Origin of the sequence: Thermotoga petrophila RKU-1 (genome assembly GCF_000016785.1) — a bacterium.
GTDB classification, from domain to species: Bacteria; Thermotogota; Thermotogae; order Thermotogales; family Thermotogaceae; genus Thermotoga; species Thermotoga petrophila.
In genome coordinates this window covers 857,459-874,826 of record NC_009486.1, presented here as the reverse complement: position 1 = coordinate 874,826, position 17,368 = coordinate 857,459, and the positions used below count along the sequence as shown (strand labels likewise).

Below are 17,368 nucleotides of genomic sequence, written 5' to 3'. Positions count from 1 at the left end.
AACGTGCGTCTCAACAGGGAAACGATAAAAGATAGAGCAGCTTGGGAAAAGATAGGTGTCAGGCCTCCGTATTTCGATCTCGACGAAGTAGAGAAAAATACAAAAGAACAACCGAAATGGGTTCATTTCGGTGGTGGAAACATATTCAGGGGATTCGTTGCGGCAGTGCTTCAGAATCTCCTCGAAGAGGGAAAGGAAGACACCGGAATCAATGTGATAGAACTCTTCGACTACGAAGTCATAGACAAAGTTTACAAACCGTACGACAATTTATCGATAGCGGTCACAATAAAACCCGACGGAGATTTTGAAAAGAGAATCATAGCGAGCGTGATGGAAGCTCTCAAGGGAGATCCTTCGCATCCAGACTGGGAAAGAGCAAAAGAAATCTTCAGAAATCCTTCTCTTCAGCTCGCTTCTCTCACCATCACAGAAAAAGGCTACAACATAGAAGATCAGGCCGGGAACCTCTTTCCTCAGGTGATGGAGGACATGAAAAACGGTCCTGTCTCACCCCAAACATCGATGGGAAAAGTGGCTGCACTTCTTTACGAAAGATTCAAAGCAGGAAGACTTCCTATCGCTCTTCTCAGCCTCGATAATTTCTCAAGAAATGGCGAAAAACTCTACAGCTCTGTGAAAAGAATTTCCGAGGAGTGGGTTAAAAACGGTCTGGTGGAAAAAGATTTCATTGATTATCTGGAAAAAGACGTTGCTTTCCCATGGAGTATGATAGACAAGATTGTACCGGGTCCTTCAGAATTCATAAAAGAGCACTTAGAAAAACTTGGAATAGGGGGAATGGAAATCTTTGTGACATCCAAGAGGACCCACATCGCTCCTTTCGTAAACATGGAATGGGCTCAGTATCTGGTGATAGAAGACAGCTTTCCGAACGGCCGGCCAAAACTCGAAGGAGCAGATAGGAACGTTTTTCTGACAGACAGAGAAACTGTTGAGAAGGCAGAAAGAATGAAGGTGACAACCTGTCTCAATCCTCTTCACACAGCGCTGGCCATCTTCGGTTGCCTTCTGGGATACAAAAAGATCGCAGACGAAATGAAAGACCCCCTCCTGAAAAAACTTGTAGAAGGTGTGGGAGAAGAGGGAATAAAAGTTGCGGTAGATCCTGGTATCATAAATCCAAGAGAATTCTTGAACGAAGTGATAAACATCAGACTTCCCAATCCGTATCTGCCAGACACACCGCAGAGAATAGCAACGGATACCTCTCAAAAGATGCCTATCAGGTTCGGCGAAACTATAAAGGCATACCACGAAAGACCAGATCTGGATCCAAGGAATCTGAAATACATACCACTTGTGATAGCGGGATGGTGCAGATACCTCATGGGAATAGACGATGAAGGAAAAGAAATGCAGCTCAGTCCAGATCCCCTTCTTGAGAACCTGAGGTCTTACGTTTCAAAGATAAAATTCGGCGATCCCGAATCCACGGATGATCATCTGAAACCGATCCTTTCCAGCCAGCAGCTTTTCAGAGTGAACCTGTACGAAGTAGGACTTGGAGAAAAAATAGAAGAACTGTTCAAGAAAATGATCACAGGGCCGGGAGCTGTGAGGAAAACACTCGAAGAAGTCGTTGGGAGGGAAAATGAATGAAGCTTGTCTTCAGATGGTATGGTGAAAAACACGATACCGTGACACTGGAACAAATACGTCAGATCCCAGGAGTAGAAGGAGTCGTAGGAGCTCTGTTTGACATACCTGTGGGAGAAGTCTGGCCACTTGAGGAAATAATGAAGCTGAAAGAAACCGTTGAAAAAGCGGGATTGAAACTCGAAGTTATCGAGAGTGTGAACGTCCACGAAGACATAAAACTGGGTCTTCCCACAAGGGACAGGTATATAGAGAACTACAAGGAAACGATCAGAAACCTGGCAAAGGCCGGTGTGAAGGTAGTCTGCTACAACTTCATGCCCGTATTCGACTGGATGAGAACGGATCTACACAAAAAACTCCCGGATGGTTCTGAAACGATGGAGTACGATCACCGTCTCATCGAAGGGGTAACACCAGACGAACTCATAAAACGAGTGAAAGAGGGCTCTCAGGGTTTCGTCCTCCCAGGATGGGAATGGGACAGACTGGAGAAACTGAGAGAAACCTTCGAACTCTACAAGAACGTAGATGAAGAAAAACTCTTCGAAAACCTGGTTTATTTTCTCGAAAGAGTTATCCCCGTTTGTGAAGAATGCGATGTGAAACTCGCAATACACCCGGATGATCCACCATGGAGTATTTTTGGCCTGCCAAGGATTATAACAAACAAGGAAAACATAGAGAGAATGTTGAAAGCTGTTGACAGCCCCTACAACGGAATAACGTTCTGCATGGGATCACTCGGAGCAAATCCTGAGAACAACATACCTGAGATGATAAGATACTTCGGAAAGATGGGCAGGATCCACTTTGCACACGTGAGAAACCTGAAGTTCACCGGTGAGAAGAGTTTCTACGAAACTGCACATCCTTCCTTCTGCGGTTCTCACGATCTCTTTGAAGTGATGAAAGCGTTTCATGACATAGGCTACGAAGGGTACATACGTCCTGATCATGGAAGACTGATCTGGGGTGAAAAGGCACGTCCCGGCTATGGACTCTACGACAGGGCACTCGGAGCAACCTACATTCTCGGTCTCTGGGAAGCTATCGACAAAATGAAAAAGAGATACTGCTGAAAATAAGGGGGCATCGCCCCCTCATTTTCTTTCTTCTATCTTTTTCTCCAGCACCTCTTTTATCGCGTAATAACAAGGCTTGGGATTGTAATTCTCGTCGAATAGCAACGCTTTTCCGTACCCTTTGAAAAAGCCGGGAACCCAGGAGTATTTGTCTGTGAATCCCCAGAACTGGATCGCTTTAACCGCAGGGTTGTCCAAGCATATATCGAAGATCTTCGCACAAATTTCGGCCTGTTTTTTCAAGTAATAATCTTCCGAACCACTGAGAGGAATTCTCACATCCATCTCTGTGATGTATATTTGAAGACCGAGTTTCGCAAATCTCTCCAAATTCCTTCTGAAACTGTCATAATTGAGCCCTCTGTAGTCTATGTGCATCTGAAATCCTATTCCATCTACAGGTACTCCCTTTTCTTTCAGCTCTTTTATCATGTTGTAGACGAAGTTCGATTTTGCGTTGATTTCTTCTATGCTGTAGTCGTTGTAGATGAGAATCGCATCTGGATCGGCTTCTTTTGTCCATCTGAACGCTTTTTCAATGTATTCAGGACCGATCGTCTTGTACCACACGCTTTCCCTGTAGGTTCCAGAATCGCTCACCGCTTCGTTCACCACATCCCAGATCTTCACTCTACCTTTGAAATGAGACACCACCGTTTTTATGTGGTCTTCAAGAACGTTCAAAAGTTCTTCCTTTGTCCATTCTCTACCAGTGATCCATCCAGGAAGCTGGTTGTGCCAGACAAGAGTGTGCCCATGCACGATCATGTTGTTTTCTTCTGCAAACTCAACGTGTTTTTCAGCGGGAGTGAAATTGTATCTGTCTCTTTCTGGATGGATCGTATCCCACTTCATCTGGTTCTCGGGAGTCAGGATGTTGAATTCTCTTCTTGCAACTTCCATGTACTTTTCTTCGTCGGAAAGAGACCAAAAGTTGTTGATTGCAGCAAAACCAATATAGATGTTCAGCTTTTCTGCGAGCTCTCTCAGAGATACATTTTGAGAGCTGAAAACCGGAACACATCCCAACAAAAGGATCAGCACAGAAGGTAATATTTTCATAACATGAAACCTCCTTCCCTATGATTTAACGAAAATATGATACCAGAAAGGAAAAAAGAGAAAAAAGAAGAAAAACGACAATATTTTGAAATAATCTTTTACAAACGCAGATAACCTCCATTATTCTAGAAAAACGCACCTTGATTTTCTCGGAGATTTACATTAAAATATTTCCCGAAAGGAAAAAAATATAACATACAATCAAGGGAGGTGAGTTTTCATGAAGAAGTTTCTTGTAGTTTTGTTCGTCGTTTCCATGTTCAGTCTGTTCTTTGCACAGCTTCCACCCAATATTCCGAGGAATGAGACTTTCATTGCGCAGGTTTTGACCGGAAGAGCAGCCAACCCCACCAACTTCAACGTGTGGACAGGATGGGTTTGGCAGGACAGGGGTGTTCAGAACTTGCTTCTGGAACCGCTCTGGTACGTGGATTTCGCAACTGGAGAGATCATAAACGCACTTGCCGAATCTCTCCCGACCTACAATTCTGACTTCACAGAACTCACCATCAAACTCAGAAAAGGTGTATATTGGAGCGATGGAGAACCATTCACAGCGGATGACGTTGTGTTCACAATCGAAACAATCATGAGCACTCCAGCGTTTGGATACCATCAGGAACTGGTCAACGAGGTTGAAAACGTCGAGAAATTGGACGACTACACCGTGAAAATAAAACTCAAGAGACCAAACGCCAGGTTCCACACTTATTTCCTCGACAGATGGGGCGGAATAAGACCTATGCCAAAACACGTTTTTGAAAAGGTTGAAGATCCTGTTAACTTTGAATTCAATCCACCCGTTGGAACCGGCCCATACGTGCTCCATTCTGTCGATCCAGGAGGATACTGGACACTCTGGCAGAGAAGAGAAGACTGGGACAGAACACCGACTGGTATGCTCTTTGGAATGCCACAACCCAAGTACGTACTCTTCATAGATTACGGTTCCCCGGAAAAACAGGTCCTTGCCATGGCACAGCATCAGCTTGACGAAGCAATCCTCACGATAGAAGCGCTCAAAGCGGTTCTCAACAGAGTCAAAACAGCCAGAGCCTGGAGGAAAAACTTCCCGTGGACTGTAAACAACGATCCATGTGTGACAGGATTTGTCTTCAACACAGCGAAAGAGCCATTCAACAACATCGAAGTTAGATGGGCACTCACACTCGCAATTGATATTGTTGAATACGCTGCCAACGCTTTCGATGGTGCCGTAACGCTTTCGCCTATCCACATACCACTTTCAACCGCATACTACAACTGGTATTTCGCAAGGCTTGAAGACTGGCTCAAAAATTACGAAATCGATCTTGGAAACGGAGAGAAATTCAAGCCATACGATCCAGAAGCAGGCCTTAGGTTAGCAGAATATGCAAAGAAGAGAGGCTATTCTGTACCTGATAATCCTGAAATAATTAAGAGAACTTTCGGACCTGGTTGGTGGAAGTATGCCCCCGATGTTGCAGCAAAACTTCTGGAAAAGAACGGATTCTACAGAGATAAGAATGGAAAATGGCATCTGCCGAATGGAGATCTGTGGCAGATAACAATAATTGCCCCCACCAATCCATCTGATCCTGCTTACAGAAACGCATTTGCTCTCTCCCAGGCGTGGAAGAAATTCGGAATAGATGCGGTCGTTCAGACTTCCGAAAATGCAAACTCGTTTGGTTCGGAGGGTAACTTCGATGTTCACACCGCATGGCCAGCCGCAGAACCTTGGGGTGGTCATCCAGACCTTTACAGGACACTCTATCCATTCCATTCTGAGTACGTTGTTCCAATAGGTGAAAATGCAACATGGGGTAATTACTGCAGGTGGTCCGACCCAAGGCTTGACAAAATAATCGAAGAACTCAAGAATACACCATGGGGTAACACTCAAAAACTCATAGAACTCGGTACCGAAGCTCTTAAGATAATCGTTGAAGGACTTCCAAGTGTTCCGACATTCAACTATCCTGGTGTTATCGCATGGGATGAATACTACTGGACGAATTATCCTGGAGCAGAAAATCCATACTCGCAGCCCTACCAGCACTGGCCGAACTTCAAGTACATGCTCCCGAAGCTGAAACCAACCGGTAGAAAATGATGTAAAATACTTTCAAACAGGGGGCCGGGGGGACAACCCCCGGTCCTTTAAAGAGAAGAGGAGGGCAGATACCTTGAGCTTTGTAAGGAGATACCTGCTTCCAAGATTGATAACTTACTTTCTCGTGGTTTTTGTGGGTTTAACGATTGTGTTTTTCTTGCCGAGATTCCTTCCGAGTGATCCTATACAGGCTTACATCGATCGACTCATAACACAGGGAGGAAATTTGAATCCAGAGTACTTCGACAAACTTGTGGAAACGATCAAGGAACTTTATGGTTTGCAGGGAAGCCTGTGGGATCAGTACGTCAACTTCTGGAAAAGACTTTTAAAAGGCGATTTTGGTCCTTCATACTTTCAGTTTCCAACTCCTGTGATGAAATTAATAAGACAATCATTGCCCTGGACTGCCTGGCTCTTGTTTGTAACGACTGTCATTTCCTGGATCATAGGAAACATTCTTGGAGGACTCGCAGGATACTTCTCTGACAGAAAATGGGTGAAGATTCTCGATGGTATTGCGATGGTGATAAGACCGATGCCGTACTACATCCTCGCACTCGGACTTTTGATCCTCCTTGCGTATATACTTCCCATCTTTCCAATCGGCGGAGGTTTTGCAATAGGAATGCAGTTCACCTTCAGCTGGGAAAACCTGCTGATACTCCTAAAACACGCTTTCCTTCCAGCTCTTTCTTTAGTTCTAATAGGTGTGTTTTCCTGGTTTCAAGCCATGAAGCTTGTGGTTCAAAGTGTGAAAACAGAAGACTACGTGAAATACGCAAAGATGGGAGGAATAGAAGAAAGAAGAATCGTTCGAAGATATGTCATAAGAAACGCTATGTTACCACAGATAACGGGTCTTGCTCTCTCTCTGGGACAGATCTTTGGAGGTGCTTTGATCACAGAGATCGTGTTCTCCTATCCCGGTATTGGATCTCTTCTTTACAACGCCATTTTCACGGGTGATTACAATCTCTTAATGGGTATAAGTACCCTCTCCATACTTCTCGTTACAACCAGTATACTTGTGATCGATCTGCTTTATCCACTGTTTGATCCGAGAGTGAGATACAGATGAAAAAGGAGTGGAAAGAATGCAGGTGTTGAAGGATCTGTTGAGAGATACACGTTTCAGATTCGGTTTCATAGTTCTTCTGGTACTTTTGACACTCTCTATCCTGTCTTTCTTTTCACCGTACAACCCGTACCTGTGGAATCAGGTCCCGAGGGATCTTCCACCCCATTGGCCTCACATACTTGGAACCAACTCGATGGGACAGGACATTTTCTGGAAACTCACTTTCGCTGTGAGAAACTCACTTGTCATGTCACTGATCGCGGGACTTGTATCGAGAATCATAGCCATGATCGTTGGTATGATAGCCGGATACAAAGGAGGAGCCGCAGATAGGGTCCTGACATTTCTCAGCGATTCTTTCCTTGTGATACCACTTTTCATAATAATAGTTCTGGTTGCTTCTATTGTAAAGGGACGTTTGAGTCTTCCCATGCTTGGGCTTCTCCTTGGAGTCTTTGGTTGGGCATGGGATGCGAGAGTGATCAGGTCTCAGGTTTTGAGTTTGAGGGAAAGAGATTTCACCTACACTGCTCTTCTCTCTGGATCAAAAGCTCTTTCGATCGTTTTCAAAGAGTATCTACCGTTTCTGATACCGCTCATATTCGCCACTCTCATAGGTAACATGTCCTGGGCTATTGGAATGGAAATCACACTCGCGATACTGGGTGTGTCGAACCTGGACATACCCACACTCGGTACCATGCTTCAATGGTCGATAAACTACCAGGCCCTTCTACTGGGATACTGGTGGTGGGTGCTGACTCCTGTTTTAACGTCTATCTTTTTGTTCATAGCGCTGTACTTGATTTCCATCAGCATCAGTGAGTATCTGGATCCGAGGATGAGGATACAGAGAATAGGACAGGCATGAGGTGATAGCGGTGGAAGTGTTGAGAACAGAAAATCTCAAGTCTTATTACATTCTGGACATATTCGGAAAAAAGAGAGTAGTGAAAGCAGTGGACGAGGTGAACATTTCGATCATGGAGAACGAGATATACGGTATCGCAGGAGAGAGCGGATGTGGAAAGAGCACTCTTTTGAGAGCTCTCTTTGCTGCAATAGAACCACCACAGAGAATAGTGGGAGGAAAGGTCTTGTACAGAGAAAACGGAAAAGAAGTGGATGTTTATTCTCTGAGCGATGAAGAGAGAAGAAAACTCAGATGGAATTTCATTTCCTACGTTCCTCAAGGATCTATGAGTGTTCTCAATCCCGTGGTGAAGATAAAAGAGACCTTCAAGGATTTCATAGAAAGCCACACGACTGGAAAGACGAAAGAAGAAGCGTACGAGATGGCAAAAGAACACATAAGAGAGCTGGGGCTTCCAATAGAAATTCTCAACGCCTATCCACACCAGCTATCTGGTGGAATGAGGCAGAGGGTAACGATCGCCCTTGCAACCGTTCTGTCACCGAAGGTGATCATAGCGGACGAGCCGACGACGGCTCTCGACGTTGTGACTCAGAGAGGTGTGATCCAGCTTCTCAAGGAGATACAATCTTCAAGACAGAACACCATCATCCTTGTCACACACGATATGGGGGTTCATGCGAACGTGACAGACAGGATAGCAATCATGTACGCAGGAAAGATCATAGAAGAAGGGAAAACAGAAGAGATCTTTGAAAACCCCTTGCATCCCTACACGAAGTATCTGATCTACTCGCTTCCAAAGTTTGGAGACAAAGGAAGGAGAGAAAGCGCTCCTGGAAGTCCTCCGTCACTCGCCGATCTTCCACCAGGATGCAGTTTCCATCCAAGATGTCCACATGCGTTCGATAGGTGCAAAAAAGAAGTACCCCCTCTCAAGGAATACCTGCCGGGCCACAGAGTTGCATGCTGGTTAGTAGAGGAGGGAAAGAATGCCGCTTCTTGAGATAAAAAATCTGACGAAGATCTTCACCATAGGGAGCATCTTCTCCAGAACGAGAATAGTGGCTGTGGATAACGTGAACTTCGATATAAAAGAAGCAGAGATCTTCACCCTCGCTGGAGAGAGCGGCTGTGGAAAGACCACGACCGCCAAGATCATCCTCGGCTTTGAAGAACCCACCTCCGGTGAGATCATCTACAAAGGAAGAAAGATCGATCGTGTGCATCAGAACGAAAAGGAAAGAAGAGAGCTTCTAAAAGAAATACAGGCAGTCTTCCAGAATCCGTTCTCCACGTTCAACCCCCTCAGGAAGGTGGACAGGTACTTCTATGAGACACTCTTCAACCTTGGCATAGCGGATACAAAAAAGAAGGCAGAAGAGATCATCAAAGAGAAACTCTCCGCAGTCGGTATCTCCTTTGAAGAATTCTCCGAGAAGTACCCAAGTGAGTTCTCGGGAGGTCAGCTTCAAAGAATTTCCATCGCAAGGGCACTTCTCACGAATCCTTCTCTTCTCGTTGCAGACGAACCTGTCTCGATGGTCGACGCTTCTTTGAGAATGTCGATCGTGAACCTCTTCAAGGATCTCAAAGAACAGTACGGTGTGAGCGTGCTCTACATCACCCACGATCTCACAACGGCCTACTACGTCTCTGACAGAATCGCCGTCATGTTCAGAGGAAACATAGTGGAACTGGGACCCGCAGAGAAAGTTCTCATGGAACCAAAGCATCCATACACCCAGCTTTTGAGGGAATCCGTTCCAGAACCGGATCCGAAGAAAAAGTGGGACATCAGGATAAAACTGTCCGAGACAGAGCAGGCAGAGTATCTGAGACAGGGCTGCAAGTTCGCAGGAAGATGTCCAAAGGTCATGGATATATGCAGAAAGGAGCCTCCTCCGTATTTTGAAGTAGATGGTGTGCAGGTGAAATGCTGGTTGTACAGATGATCCACCTTCATGGTTTCAATAACAGATGAGGAGGGAAAAATATGGAACTGTACAGGGATCCTTCGCAACCCATTGAAGTGAGAGTGAGAGATCTTCTTTCCAGAATGACGCTGGAAGAGAAAGCAGCCCAGCTTGGGTCTGTCTGGGGTTACGAACTGATAGACGAGAGAGGAAAGTTCAGTAGAGAAAAAGCAAAAGAACTCCTCAAAAATGGTATTGGTCAGGTCACGAGGCCCGGTGGATCGACGAACCTTGAACCTCAAGAAGCCGCGGAACTTGTGAACGAAATACAGAGATTTCTCGTGGAAGAAACACGCCTTGGAATTCCTGCGATGATACACGAGGAATGTCTCACCGGTTACATGGGACTTGGAGGAACCAACTTCCCTCAGGCAATAGCAATGGCGAGTACATGGGATCCGGATCTCATAGAAAAAATGACCACCGCCATCAGAGAGGATATGAGAAAGATAGGAGCACATCAGGGTCTCGCACCCGTTCTGGATGTCGCAAGAGACCCGAGGTGGGGAAGAACGGAAGAAACGTTCGGAGAATCTCCCTACCTGGTGGCGAGGATGGGAGTCTCTTACGTAAAAGGCCTCCAAGGTGAGGATATCAAAAAAGGTGTCGTTGCCACAGTGAAACACTTCGCCGGATACAGCGCTTCTGAAGGCGGAAAGAACTGGGCCCCAACGAACATTCCGGAGAGGGAATTCAAAGAGGTCTTTCTCTTTCCGTTCGAAGCGGCTGTTAAAGAAGCGAATGTGCTTTCTGTGATGAACTCCTACAGCGAGATAGACGGTGTCCCATGTGCAGCGAACAGGAAACTCCTCACAGACATTCTCAGAAAAGACTGGGGGTTCAAAGGAATCGTCGTTTCTGACTATTTCGCTGTGAAAGTTCTGGAAGATTATCACAGAATAGCAAGGGATAAGTCAGAAGCCGCAAGACTCGCGCTCGAAGCGGGGATAGATGTTGAACTTCCGAAGACAGAATGTTATCAATATTTGAAAGACCTTGTTGAAAAAGGCATCATCTCCGAAGCTTTGATCGACGAGGCAGTCGCCAGGGTGCTGAGGCTGAAGTTCATGCTCGGACTCTTCGAGAATCCCTACGTTGAGGTGGAAAAAGCGAAAATAGAAAGCCACAAAGACATCGCACTCGATATAGCAAGGAAATCCATTATCCTTCTCAAGAATGATGGAATTTTGCCTCTTCAGAAAAACAAAAAAGTTGCCCTGATCGGACCGAACGCGGGTGAGGTGAGAAATCTCCTCGGAGATTACATGTATCTTGCACACATAAGGGCTCTCCTCGACAACATAGACGATGTCTTTGGAAATCCTCAGATCCCGAGAGAAAACTACGAAAGACTGAAGAAGAGCATAGAAGAACATATGAAGAGTATTCCGAGTGTTCTCGACGCCTTCAAAGAAGAAGGGATCGAATTCGAATACGCAAAGGGCTGTGAAGTGACAGGGGAAGACAGAAGCGGCTTCGAAGAGGCGATAGAAATTGCAAAGAAATCCGACGTTGCCATCGTTGTCGTAGGAGACAAATCTGGACTCACCCTTGATTGCACAACCGGTGAGTCCAGAGACATGGCAAACCTCAAGCTTCCAGGAGTCCAGGAAGAACTCGTCCTCGAAGTCGCAAAGACAGGAAAACCCGTCGTTCTTGTCCTCATCACGGGAAGACCCTACTCACTCAAAAACGTCGTCGACAAGGTGAACGCCATCCTTCAGGTGTGGCTTCCGGGGGAGGCGGGAGGAAGAGCGATCGTTGACATCATCTACGGAAAGGTGAATCCCTCTGGAAAACTCCCGATCAGTTTCCCAAGAAGCGCTGGTCAGATTCCTGTCTTCCACTACGTCAAACCCTCCGGAGGAAGGTCTCACTGGCACGGAGACTACGTAGACGAGAGCACAAAGCCTCTTTTCCCGTTTGGGCACGGTTTGTCTTACACGAAGTTCGAGTACAGCAACCTCCGGATCGAGCCGAAGGAAGTGCCACCGGCCGGTGAGGTGGTGATAAAGGTGGACGTGGAAAACACTGGAGACAGAGACGGAGACGAGGTGGTTCAGCTTTACATCGGTCGTGAGTTTGCGAGCGTCACAAGGCCTGTGAAAGAGCTGAAGGGCTTCAAGAGGGTTTCTTTGAAGGCGAAAGAGAAGAAGACTGTCGTGTTCAGGCTTCACATGGACGTGCTCGCCTACTACGACAGAGACATGAAACTCGTGGTCGAACCGGGTGAATTCAAAGTGATGGTAGGAAGCTCTTCTGAAGACATCAGACTCACTGGTTCCTTCACTGTGGTCGGTGAAAAAAGAGAAGTGGTGGGAATGAGGAAATTCTTCACGGAAGCCTGCGAGGAGTGATAAAAGATGGCCTTTTTCGATTTACCACTCGAAGAACTGAAGAAATATCGTCCAGAGCGGTACGAAGAGAAAGACTTCGATGAGTTCTGGGAAGGGACACTCGCAGAGAACGAAAAGTTCCCCTTAGACCCCGTCTTCGAGAGGATGGAGTCTCACCTCAAAACAGTCGAAGCGTACGATGTAACTTTCTCCGGATACATGGGACAGAGGATCAAGGGGTGGCTCCTTGTTCCAAAACTGGAAGAAGAAAAACTTCCCTGCGTTGTGCAGTACATAGGATACAACGGTGGAAGAGGATTCCCTCACGACTGGCTGTTCTGGCCTTCTATGGGTTACATATGTTTCGTCATGGATACTCGAGGACAGGGAAGCGGCTGGATGAAAGGAGATACACCGGATTACCCTGAGGATCCCGTTGACCCTCAGTATCCAGGATTCATGACAAGAGGAATACTGGATCCCAGAACTTACTACTACAGACGAGTCTTCACGGACGCTGTCAGAGCCGTTGAAGCCGCTGCTTCTTTTCCTCGGGTAGATCACGAAAGAATCGTGATAGCTGGAGGCAGTCAGGGTGGCGGAATAGCCCTTGCGGTGAGCGCTCTCTCAAAGAAAGCAAAGGCTCTTCTGTGCGATGTGCCGTTTCTGTGTCACTTCAGAAGGGCAGTGCAGCTTGTGGATACGCATCCATACGCGGAGATCACGAACTTTCTAAAGACCCACAGGGACAAGGAAGAAATCGTGTTCAGGACTCTTTCCTATTTCGATGGAGTGAACTTCGCAGTCAGAGCGAAGATCCCTGCGCTGTTTTCTGTGGGTCTCATGGACAACATTTGTCCTCCTTCAACGGTTTTTGCTGCCTACAATCACTACGCTGGGCCGAAGGAAATCAGAATCTATCCGTACAACAACCACGAGGGAGGAGGCTCTTTCCAGGCAATTGAACAGGTGAAATTCTTGAAGAGACTATTTGAGAAAGGCTAGCGGTCTTCCTGTGACAGGATGTTCGAGTACCACGAATTCCGTTTCGAACGTATTCCGGAGCACCTCTTCGGTCACCACCTCTGGGGGTGCTCCGGTTTTTATCATCTCACCGTTTTTCATAACGCCTATTCGATCACACAGAGCAGATGCCACGTTTATGTCGTGGAAAACGGAGATGATGGTTTTTCCCGATTCTTTCAACCTTTTCAACACGTTTCCCACAAGACTCACGTTGTTGTAATCCAGATGGGCTGTGAGTTCATCGATGAGCAGGATTTCCGTGTCCTGCGCAATCGCTTTCGATAGCACAACCTTTCTACGCTCTCCAGAGCTCAATGTCCAGAAGTTTCTGTCGACAAATTTCAGTGTTCCGGTTAGCTTCAGACTTTTCAGGACTATCTCCTCATCCTTTCTGGACGTTCCACTCAGAAGACTCAAGTGTGGAAGCCGTCCCATTTCGACTATCTCTTTTACAGTGAAGTCGTAGGAGGGAAAGAAATCCTGAGAAACGAGGGTTACTATCTTCGCCATCTCTTTTCTCGAAGTCTCCCACGGTATCCTACCGAGGAGCTGAACCGTTCCTTTCTGAGGACGAAAAATCCCCACAAGGATCTTTAAAAGAGTAGTCTTTCCGGAGCCGTTCGGTCCGACGATGCCGAAAAACTCCCCTTTTTTCACAGAAAGGTTTATGTTTTTCAGAGAGAATCCGCCTCTGTATTGGAAGAACAAATTTTCAATCCTTACAATCTCCACTTCACACACCTCTTTTCATGAGGAAAGCAAGGAAAGGTGCTCCAATCAACGCCGTTACAACGCCGACTGGAAGCTCCGTGGGAGAAAAGAAGGTTCTGGCTGCCGTGTCGCATAGTGTAAGGAGAACTCCTCCCACAATCAAACTTGAAAGGACGGACTTCAGAAAATTTGGGCCAACAAGGTAGCGAGAGATGTGAGGAACTATGAGACCGACGAAACCGATAACACCGCTTCTGGAGACGAGAAATGCCGTGATGAGATTCCCAAAAAGAAAAGTGACAACTTTCAATCTCTCAACGTTGACTCCGAGAACGAAGGCCTCTTCTTCTCCAAGCGCCATGGCGTTCAGATGTTTGGAGAAGATCAAAGAGTAAAGTAGAAACGGGATGACTACCACCAGGTAGAAGAGAACATCCTCCCACGTGCTCCCTGAAAAGCTTCCAAAGAGCCACATAGAAATGGTGGTCACATTCCTTTTCAAAAGAACGATCGTCATGTAAGTGAGAGAGCTGAACAACGTGCTTACCACCACTCCAGAAAGCACGATGGTTGTTACCGGAAAGCGGCCCTCTTTCCTTGCAATGAGAAGGGTCAAGAGTGACGCTATCATAGAGAAACCAAAGCTGAGAAGTGGAATTCTGTATATCCAGGAGATTCCGAAGATTTCAGCGAGGTAAAACGACACAACGGTACCGAAAGATGCACCCGAGGAGATTCCAAGGAGATACGGATCAACAAGAGGATTCTTCAAAAGATTCTGAAACGAATTTCCCACGATCGAAAGACCGGCTCCAACCAGAAAACTTGCCAGAACCCTTGGAATTCTGAGAGAAAGAATCCTTTCGACCCCGGGGTTTTCTTTCAAACCAAAGAGGACCCCCAGCACTTCAAGGGGGTCCAGAGGCACACTTCCAAAGAAGATTCCAAGAAGAAAACTGAGTATCAGTATCGGAAAAACGAGTTTTCTCACTCACCTTTTCCTCCGTAGAAAAATTCATAGAACAAATCGAGGAGTTCAAACACATCGGGAGAAGGTTGAGAGGCCACGTTTCCATCCACTGCAAAGACCCTTTTGTTCTTCACTGCGTTTATTTCTTTGAAAGGTTCAAAATTGAGTATTTTCTTTATCTCTTCGTTCTCCGTTCCAGAGATGTAAACTCCAACTATTATCACATCAGGATTTTGAGACACAACATACTCAAGAGAAAGCTGTGGCCAGCCGTTCGGCCCTGCGATTCCGGAAGCAATGTTCACCCCGCCCGCCAGAGAGATGATCTCGTTGAGATAGGATCCCATTCCACACGTCCAGATATCCTTCACATCAGGACCGGGAGATGAGATCAGGTAGAGTACCTTGGGACGCTTCGATGGAGGAACGTTGTAGGTCTTCTTTCCTATCTCAAGCATTTTCTCTCTCAGCTTTTCCGATTTCTCCAGGGCAAGGTCTCGACGATCAAAGATCGTTCCAAGAAGGACCACGTCTCTGATGATGTCGTTGAGAGAATTCGGATTCACAACAAGGACCTTTAAACCTGCTTCCTCAAGTTTTGGAACTTCGGGAAGCTGAAATCCGCCGAACATCAGAACGAGATCGGGATTCAGACTCACCACCTTTTCGATGTTCGCAGGAACCATCGCACCGACTCTTTCGGCTTCGTAGCTGTCGTAATCGGTGACTCCAACGATTTTGTCTTCCAGGCCGAGGAACACAAGAAACCTCGTTGCGGCGGGAGACAGACTGACCACCCTTTCGGGTGCGGATGTGATCTCCACCACTCTTCCAGAATCGTCCACAACCGTTACGGCGAGCGCAACAGCGGTGACAAAAAGAAGAATCAAAGAAACCAGTTTTCTGAACACTTCCATCCCTCCCTGAAAAAGAATATTCCCACCTTCCTGGTGCCGAGGAAGGTGGTTTCCCTTCACCGCGGGCGGGTTTCCCGGCTTCCGGATCATCCTACTCCCCGCACCTTCCCAGGGTGATCGCCCCAGTGGCGTTCTGCGGGTTTCGTCCCCGGTCACGGTGGCGGCCCCGCGCCGGATTTCCACCGGCTTCCCCTTTGAACCCCGAAGGGTACCGCACGGTGAGGGAGGCTTCTATTTGAAGATCATACCACAGTCTTTGAACGCTCCATCTCTTCGGAAAGAAGGTGTCTCAACTGGTAATCTTCGTTCTCCAGTATCGTTTGAATTCCCTTCTTTTTCTTTTGATTCAAAATTATCGGTGCCCTGAGATTTATCGTGGTCTTTTCCGGTTTCCCTGGGGGAATCGTTAACACACAGAAGAAAAGGAGCGCTTCCTGATTTTCGGCTTCGATCTCCTCGAGATCCTCACTTAGCACTACAGGGTCGTAATCGGCTCTCACGAGCTTTGGATCCACAACGGGAAGTCCCACTTCCGGATCCTCGAGTGAAAGCAGCCATCCTATGGGAAAGGTTTCCTGAGGAAAAACGAGCGCGAACTTTCGCAGATGTTCGAATCCGGGAATTCCTTTTTCGAACGTGAAGATACTTTCATCCGAAATTTCCATCTCTCCGAGTTTGGTTTTGTAAACCACGTTATCACCTCACGAAGTCTACCAGGGTCGCCTGAAGCACTCGACTGGCCGATTTCAAAGCAGCTTCAAGAACCAACTGCTGCATAGCAAGATCCGTCACGAGTTCTGTGATGTCTGCATCTCTCTCTTTTGAAAGGTACTCGGTGAAGAAGAAATCGAGATCCTGCACCCTCGAGTTCACCATATCGATGAACCTGCTCACACCACCGACCTCTCCTATTGTTCTGGTTATACGCTCTTCGAAGTAGGATAATTCCTTCAAGAAAACGTTCGACACACGCTCCGATATCTGAGTTTCGTTGAGATTGGAACGAAGAGTGGCAGAAACCTCCTCAAGCATCTGGAACACATTCTTTCCGCTGTCCAGTTCAAAAACCTCACTGGCTGTGACACCGTAATCAATGGAATGTCCCAGCACCAGAATAGAGCGACTCTTATCTGAGGCCGGAAGTGTCGAGATCTTCCAGGTGCCGTTTTCGTTTTCGACCGGCTGACTGAAAACATCGTATCCAGAAAAGATGTACTCGTTCCCTATTCTTGTGTTCGCCACTTCCACCAGATTCTCTTTGATTTTATCGATCTCCTCTGCTATAGCCTCTCTCTCTGCTTTCGAAAGAGTCCCATTCGCTGCTCTAACCAGCAGTTCTCTGAGTCTTTGAGTAATGGAGGAAACGGTTTGAAGGGCACTGTCGTACGCGTTCACGTAAGTTTGAACATGATCCACGCTTCTTTGAAACTGCTCGAGTTCCCTCTTTCTCGTCAGAATGTCACTGGCCCTCTTCGCAACGACGGCATCGTCACTCGGATACCTCACCTTGTATCCCGAAGAGAGTTGATCGTGGAGCTTCGCTATTCTTTTCAAACTCGTCTGTATGTTGAACAGCACCCTATCACTGATCATTTTGTTTGTAACCCTCATT

Annotated in this window: 15 protein-coding genes and 1 riboswitch; of the genes, 9 read left to right on the top strand and 6 right to left on the bottom strand. The window is 46.7% G+C overall.

Translation table 11 applies throughout. The features are described 5' to 3' along the window. Positions 1-3: 3 nt before the first annotated feature. Both uxuB and uxuA read left to right on the top strand, forming a co-directional pair. Complete coding sequence (gene uxuB, locus TPET_RS04380; RefSeq protein WP_011943440.1) at positions 4-1,623, top strand: D-mannonate dehydrogenase UxuB; 1,620 nt, start codon at positions 4-6, stop codon at positions 1,621-1,623. Then, a complete protein-coding gene (gene uxuA, locus TPET_RS04375; protein WP_011943439.1) occupies positions 1,620-2,702 on the top strand; it encodes a mannonate dehydratase in 1,083 nt (360 codons plus the stop codon). Before uxuB ends, uxuA begins: the two co-directional genes overlap by 4 nt. A gap of 21 nt (positions 2,703-2,723) precedes the next feature. On the opposite strand, the gene xynB is transcribed toward uxuA, so the two are convergent. Continuing rightward, positions 2,724-3,767 (bottom strand): xyanlase XynB, encoded by a 1,044-nt coding sequence (xynB, locus tag TPET_RS04370; protein ID WP_011943438.1) that lies wholly within the window; start codon positions 3,765-3,767, stop codon positions 2,724-2,726. Between the two features lie 220 nt (positions 3,768-3,987). Here xynB and TPET_RS04365 point away from each other — a divergent pair, with 220 nt between their 5' ends. The 7 genes from TPET_RS04365 to axeA all read left to right on the top strand — a co-directional run bounded on the left by TPET_RS04365 (position 3,988) and on the right by axeA (position 13,137). Next, a complete protein-coding gene (locus TPET_RS04365) occupies positions 3,988-5,865 on the top strand; it encodes an ABC transporter substrate-binding protein (protein WP_011943437.1) in 1,878 nt (625 codons plus the stop codon). Positions 5,866-5,938: 73 nt separating this feature from the next. Further along, positions 5,939-6,946 (top strand): ABC transporter permease, encoded by a 1,008-nt coding sequence (locus tag TPET_RS04360; protein WP_011943436.1) that lies wholly within the window; start codon positions 5,939-5,941, stop codon positions 6,944-6,946. A 16-nt stretch (positions 6,947-6,962) separates the two neighbouring features. After that, positions 6,963-7,817 (top strand): ABC transporter permease, encoded by an 855-nt coding sequence (locus TPET_RS04355; protein ID WP_004082583.1) that lies wholly within the window; start codon positions 6,963-6,965, stop codon positions 7,815-7,817. Between the two features lies 1 nt (position 7,818). Then, positions 7,819-8,826, top strand: a complete 1,008-nt coding sequence (locus tag TPET_RS04350) for an ABC transporter ATP-binding protein (RefSeq protein ID WP_011943126.1) — start codon at positions 7,819-7,821, stop codon at positions 8,824-8,826. Beyond that, a complete protein-coding gene (locus tag TPET_RS04345; protein ID WP_011943435.1) occupies positions 8,813-9,775 on the top strand; it encodes an ABC transporter ATP-binding protein in 963 nt (320 codons plus the stop codon). Before TPET_RS04350 ends, TPET_RS04345 begins: the two co-directional genes overlap by 14 nt. A gap of 41 nt (positions 9,776-9,816) precedes the next feature. After that, positions 9,817-12,153, top strand: a complete 2,337-nt coding sequence (locus TPET_RS04340; RefSeq protein ID WP_011943434.1) for a glycoside hydrolase family 3 N-terminal domain-containing protein — start codon at positions 9,817-9,819, stop codon at positions 12,151-12,153. A gap of 6 nt (positions 12,154-12,159) precedes the next feature. Beyond that, complete coding sequence (axeA, locus tag TPET_RS04335) at positions 12,160-13,137, top strand: cephalosporin-C deacetylase (RefSeq protein WP_011943433.1); 978 nt, start codon at positions 12,160-12,162, stop codon at positions 13,135-13,137. Here axeA and TPET_RS04330 read toward each other — a convergent pair. The 5 genes from TPET_RS04330 to flgL all read right to left on the bottom strand — a co-directional run bounded on the left by TPET_RS04330 (position 13,120) and on the right by flgL (position 17,367). Next, complete coding sequence (locus TPET_RS04330; protein ID WP_011943432.1) at positions 13,120-13,890, bottom strand: ABC transporter ATP-binding protein; 771 nt, start codon at positions 13,888-13,890, stop codon at positions 13,120-13,122. The genes axeA and TPET_RS04330 overlap by 18 nt on opposite strands. Position 13,891: 1 nt before the next feature. Further along, entirely contained in the window at positions 13,892-14,860 is a 969-nt protein-coding gene (locus TPET_RS04325; RefSeq protein WP_011943431.1) for a FecCD family ABC transporter permease, read from the bottom strand. Then, positions 14,857-15,750, bottom strand: a complete 894-nt coding sequence (locus tag TPET_RS04320) for a cobalamin-binding protein (protein WP_065212821.1) — start codon at positions 15,748-15,750, stop codon at positions 14,857-14,859. The genes TPET_RS04325 and TPET_RS04320 overlap by 4 nt, the downstream gene beginning before the upstream one ends. Before the next feature lie 53 nt (positions 15,751-15,803). Further along, positions 15,804-15,988: riboswitch (cobalamin riboswitch) on the bottom strand. Between the two features lie 10 nt (positions 15,989-15,998). Beyond that, positions 15,999-16,448: a flagellar assembly protein FliW gene (gene fliW / locus TPET_RS04315; protein ID WP_011943429.1), complete on the bottom strand. Its 450-nt coding sequence runs from the start codon at positions 16,446-16,448 to the stop codon at positions 15,999-16,001. 4 nt (positions 16,449-16,452) lie between these two features. Further along, a complete protein-coding gene (gene flgL, locus TPET_RS04310; protein WP_011943428.1) occupies positions 16,453-17,367 on the bottom strand; it encodes a flagellar hook-associated protein FlgL in 915 nt (304 codons plus the stop codon). Between the last annotated feature and the right edge of the window lies 1 nt (position 17,368).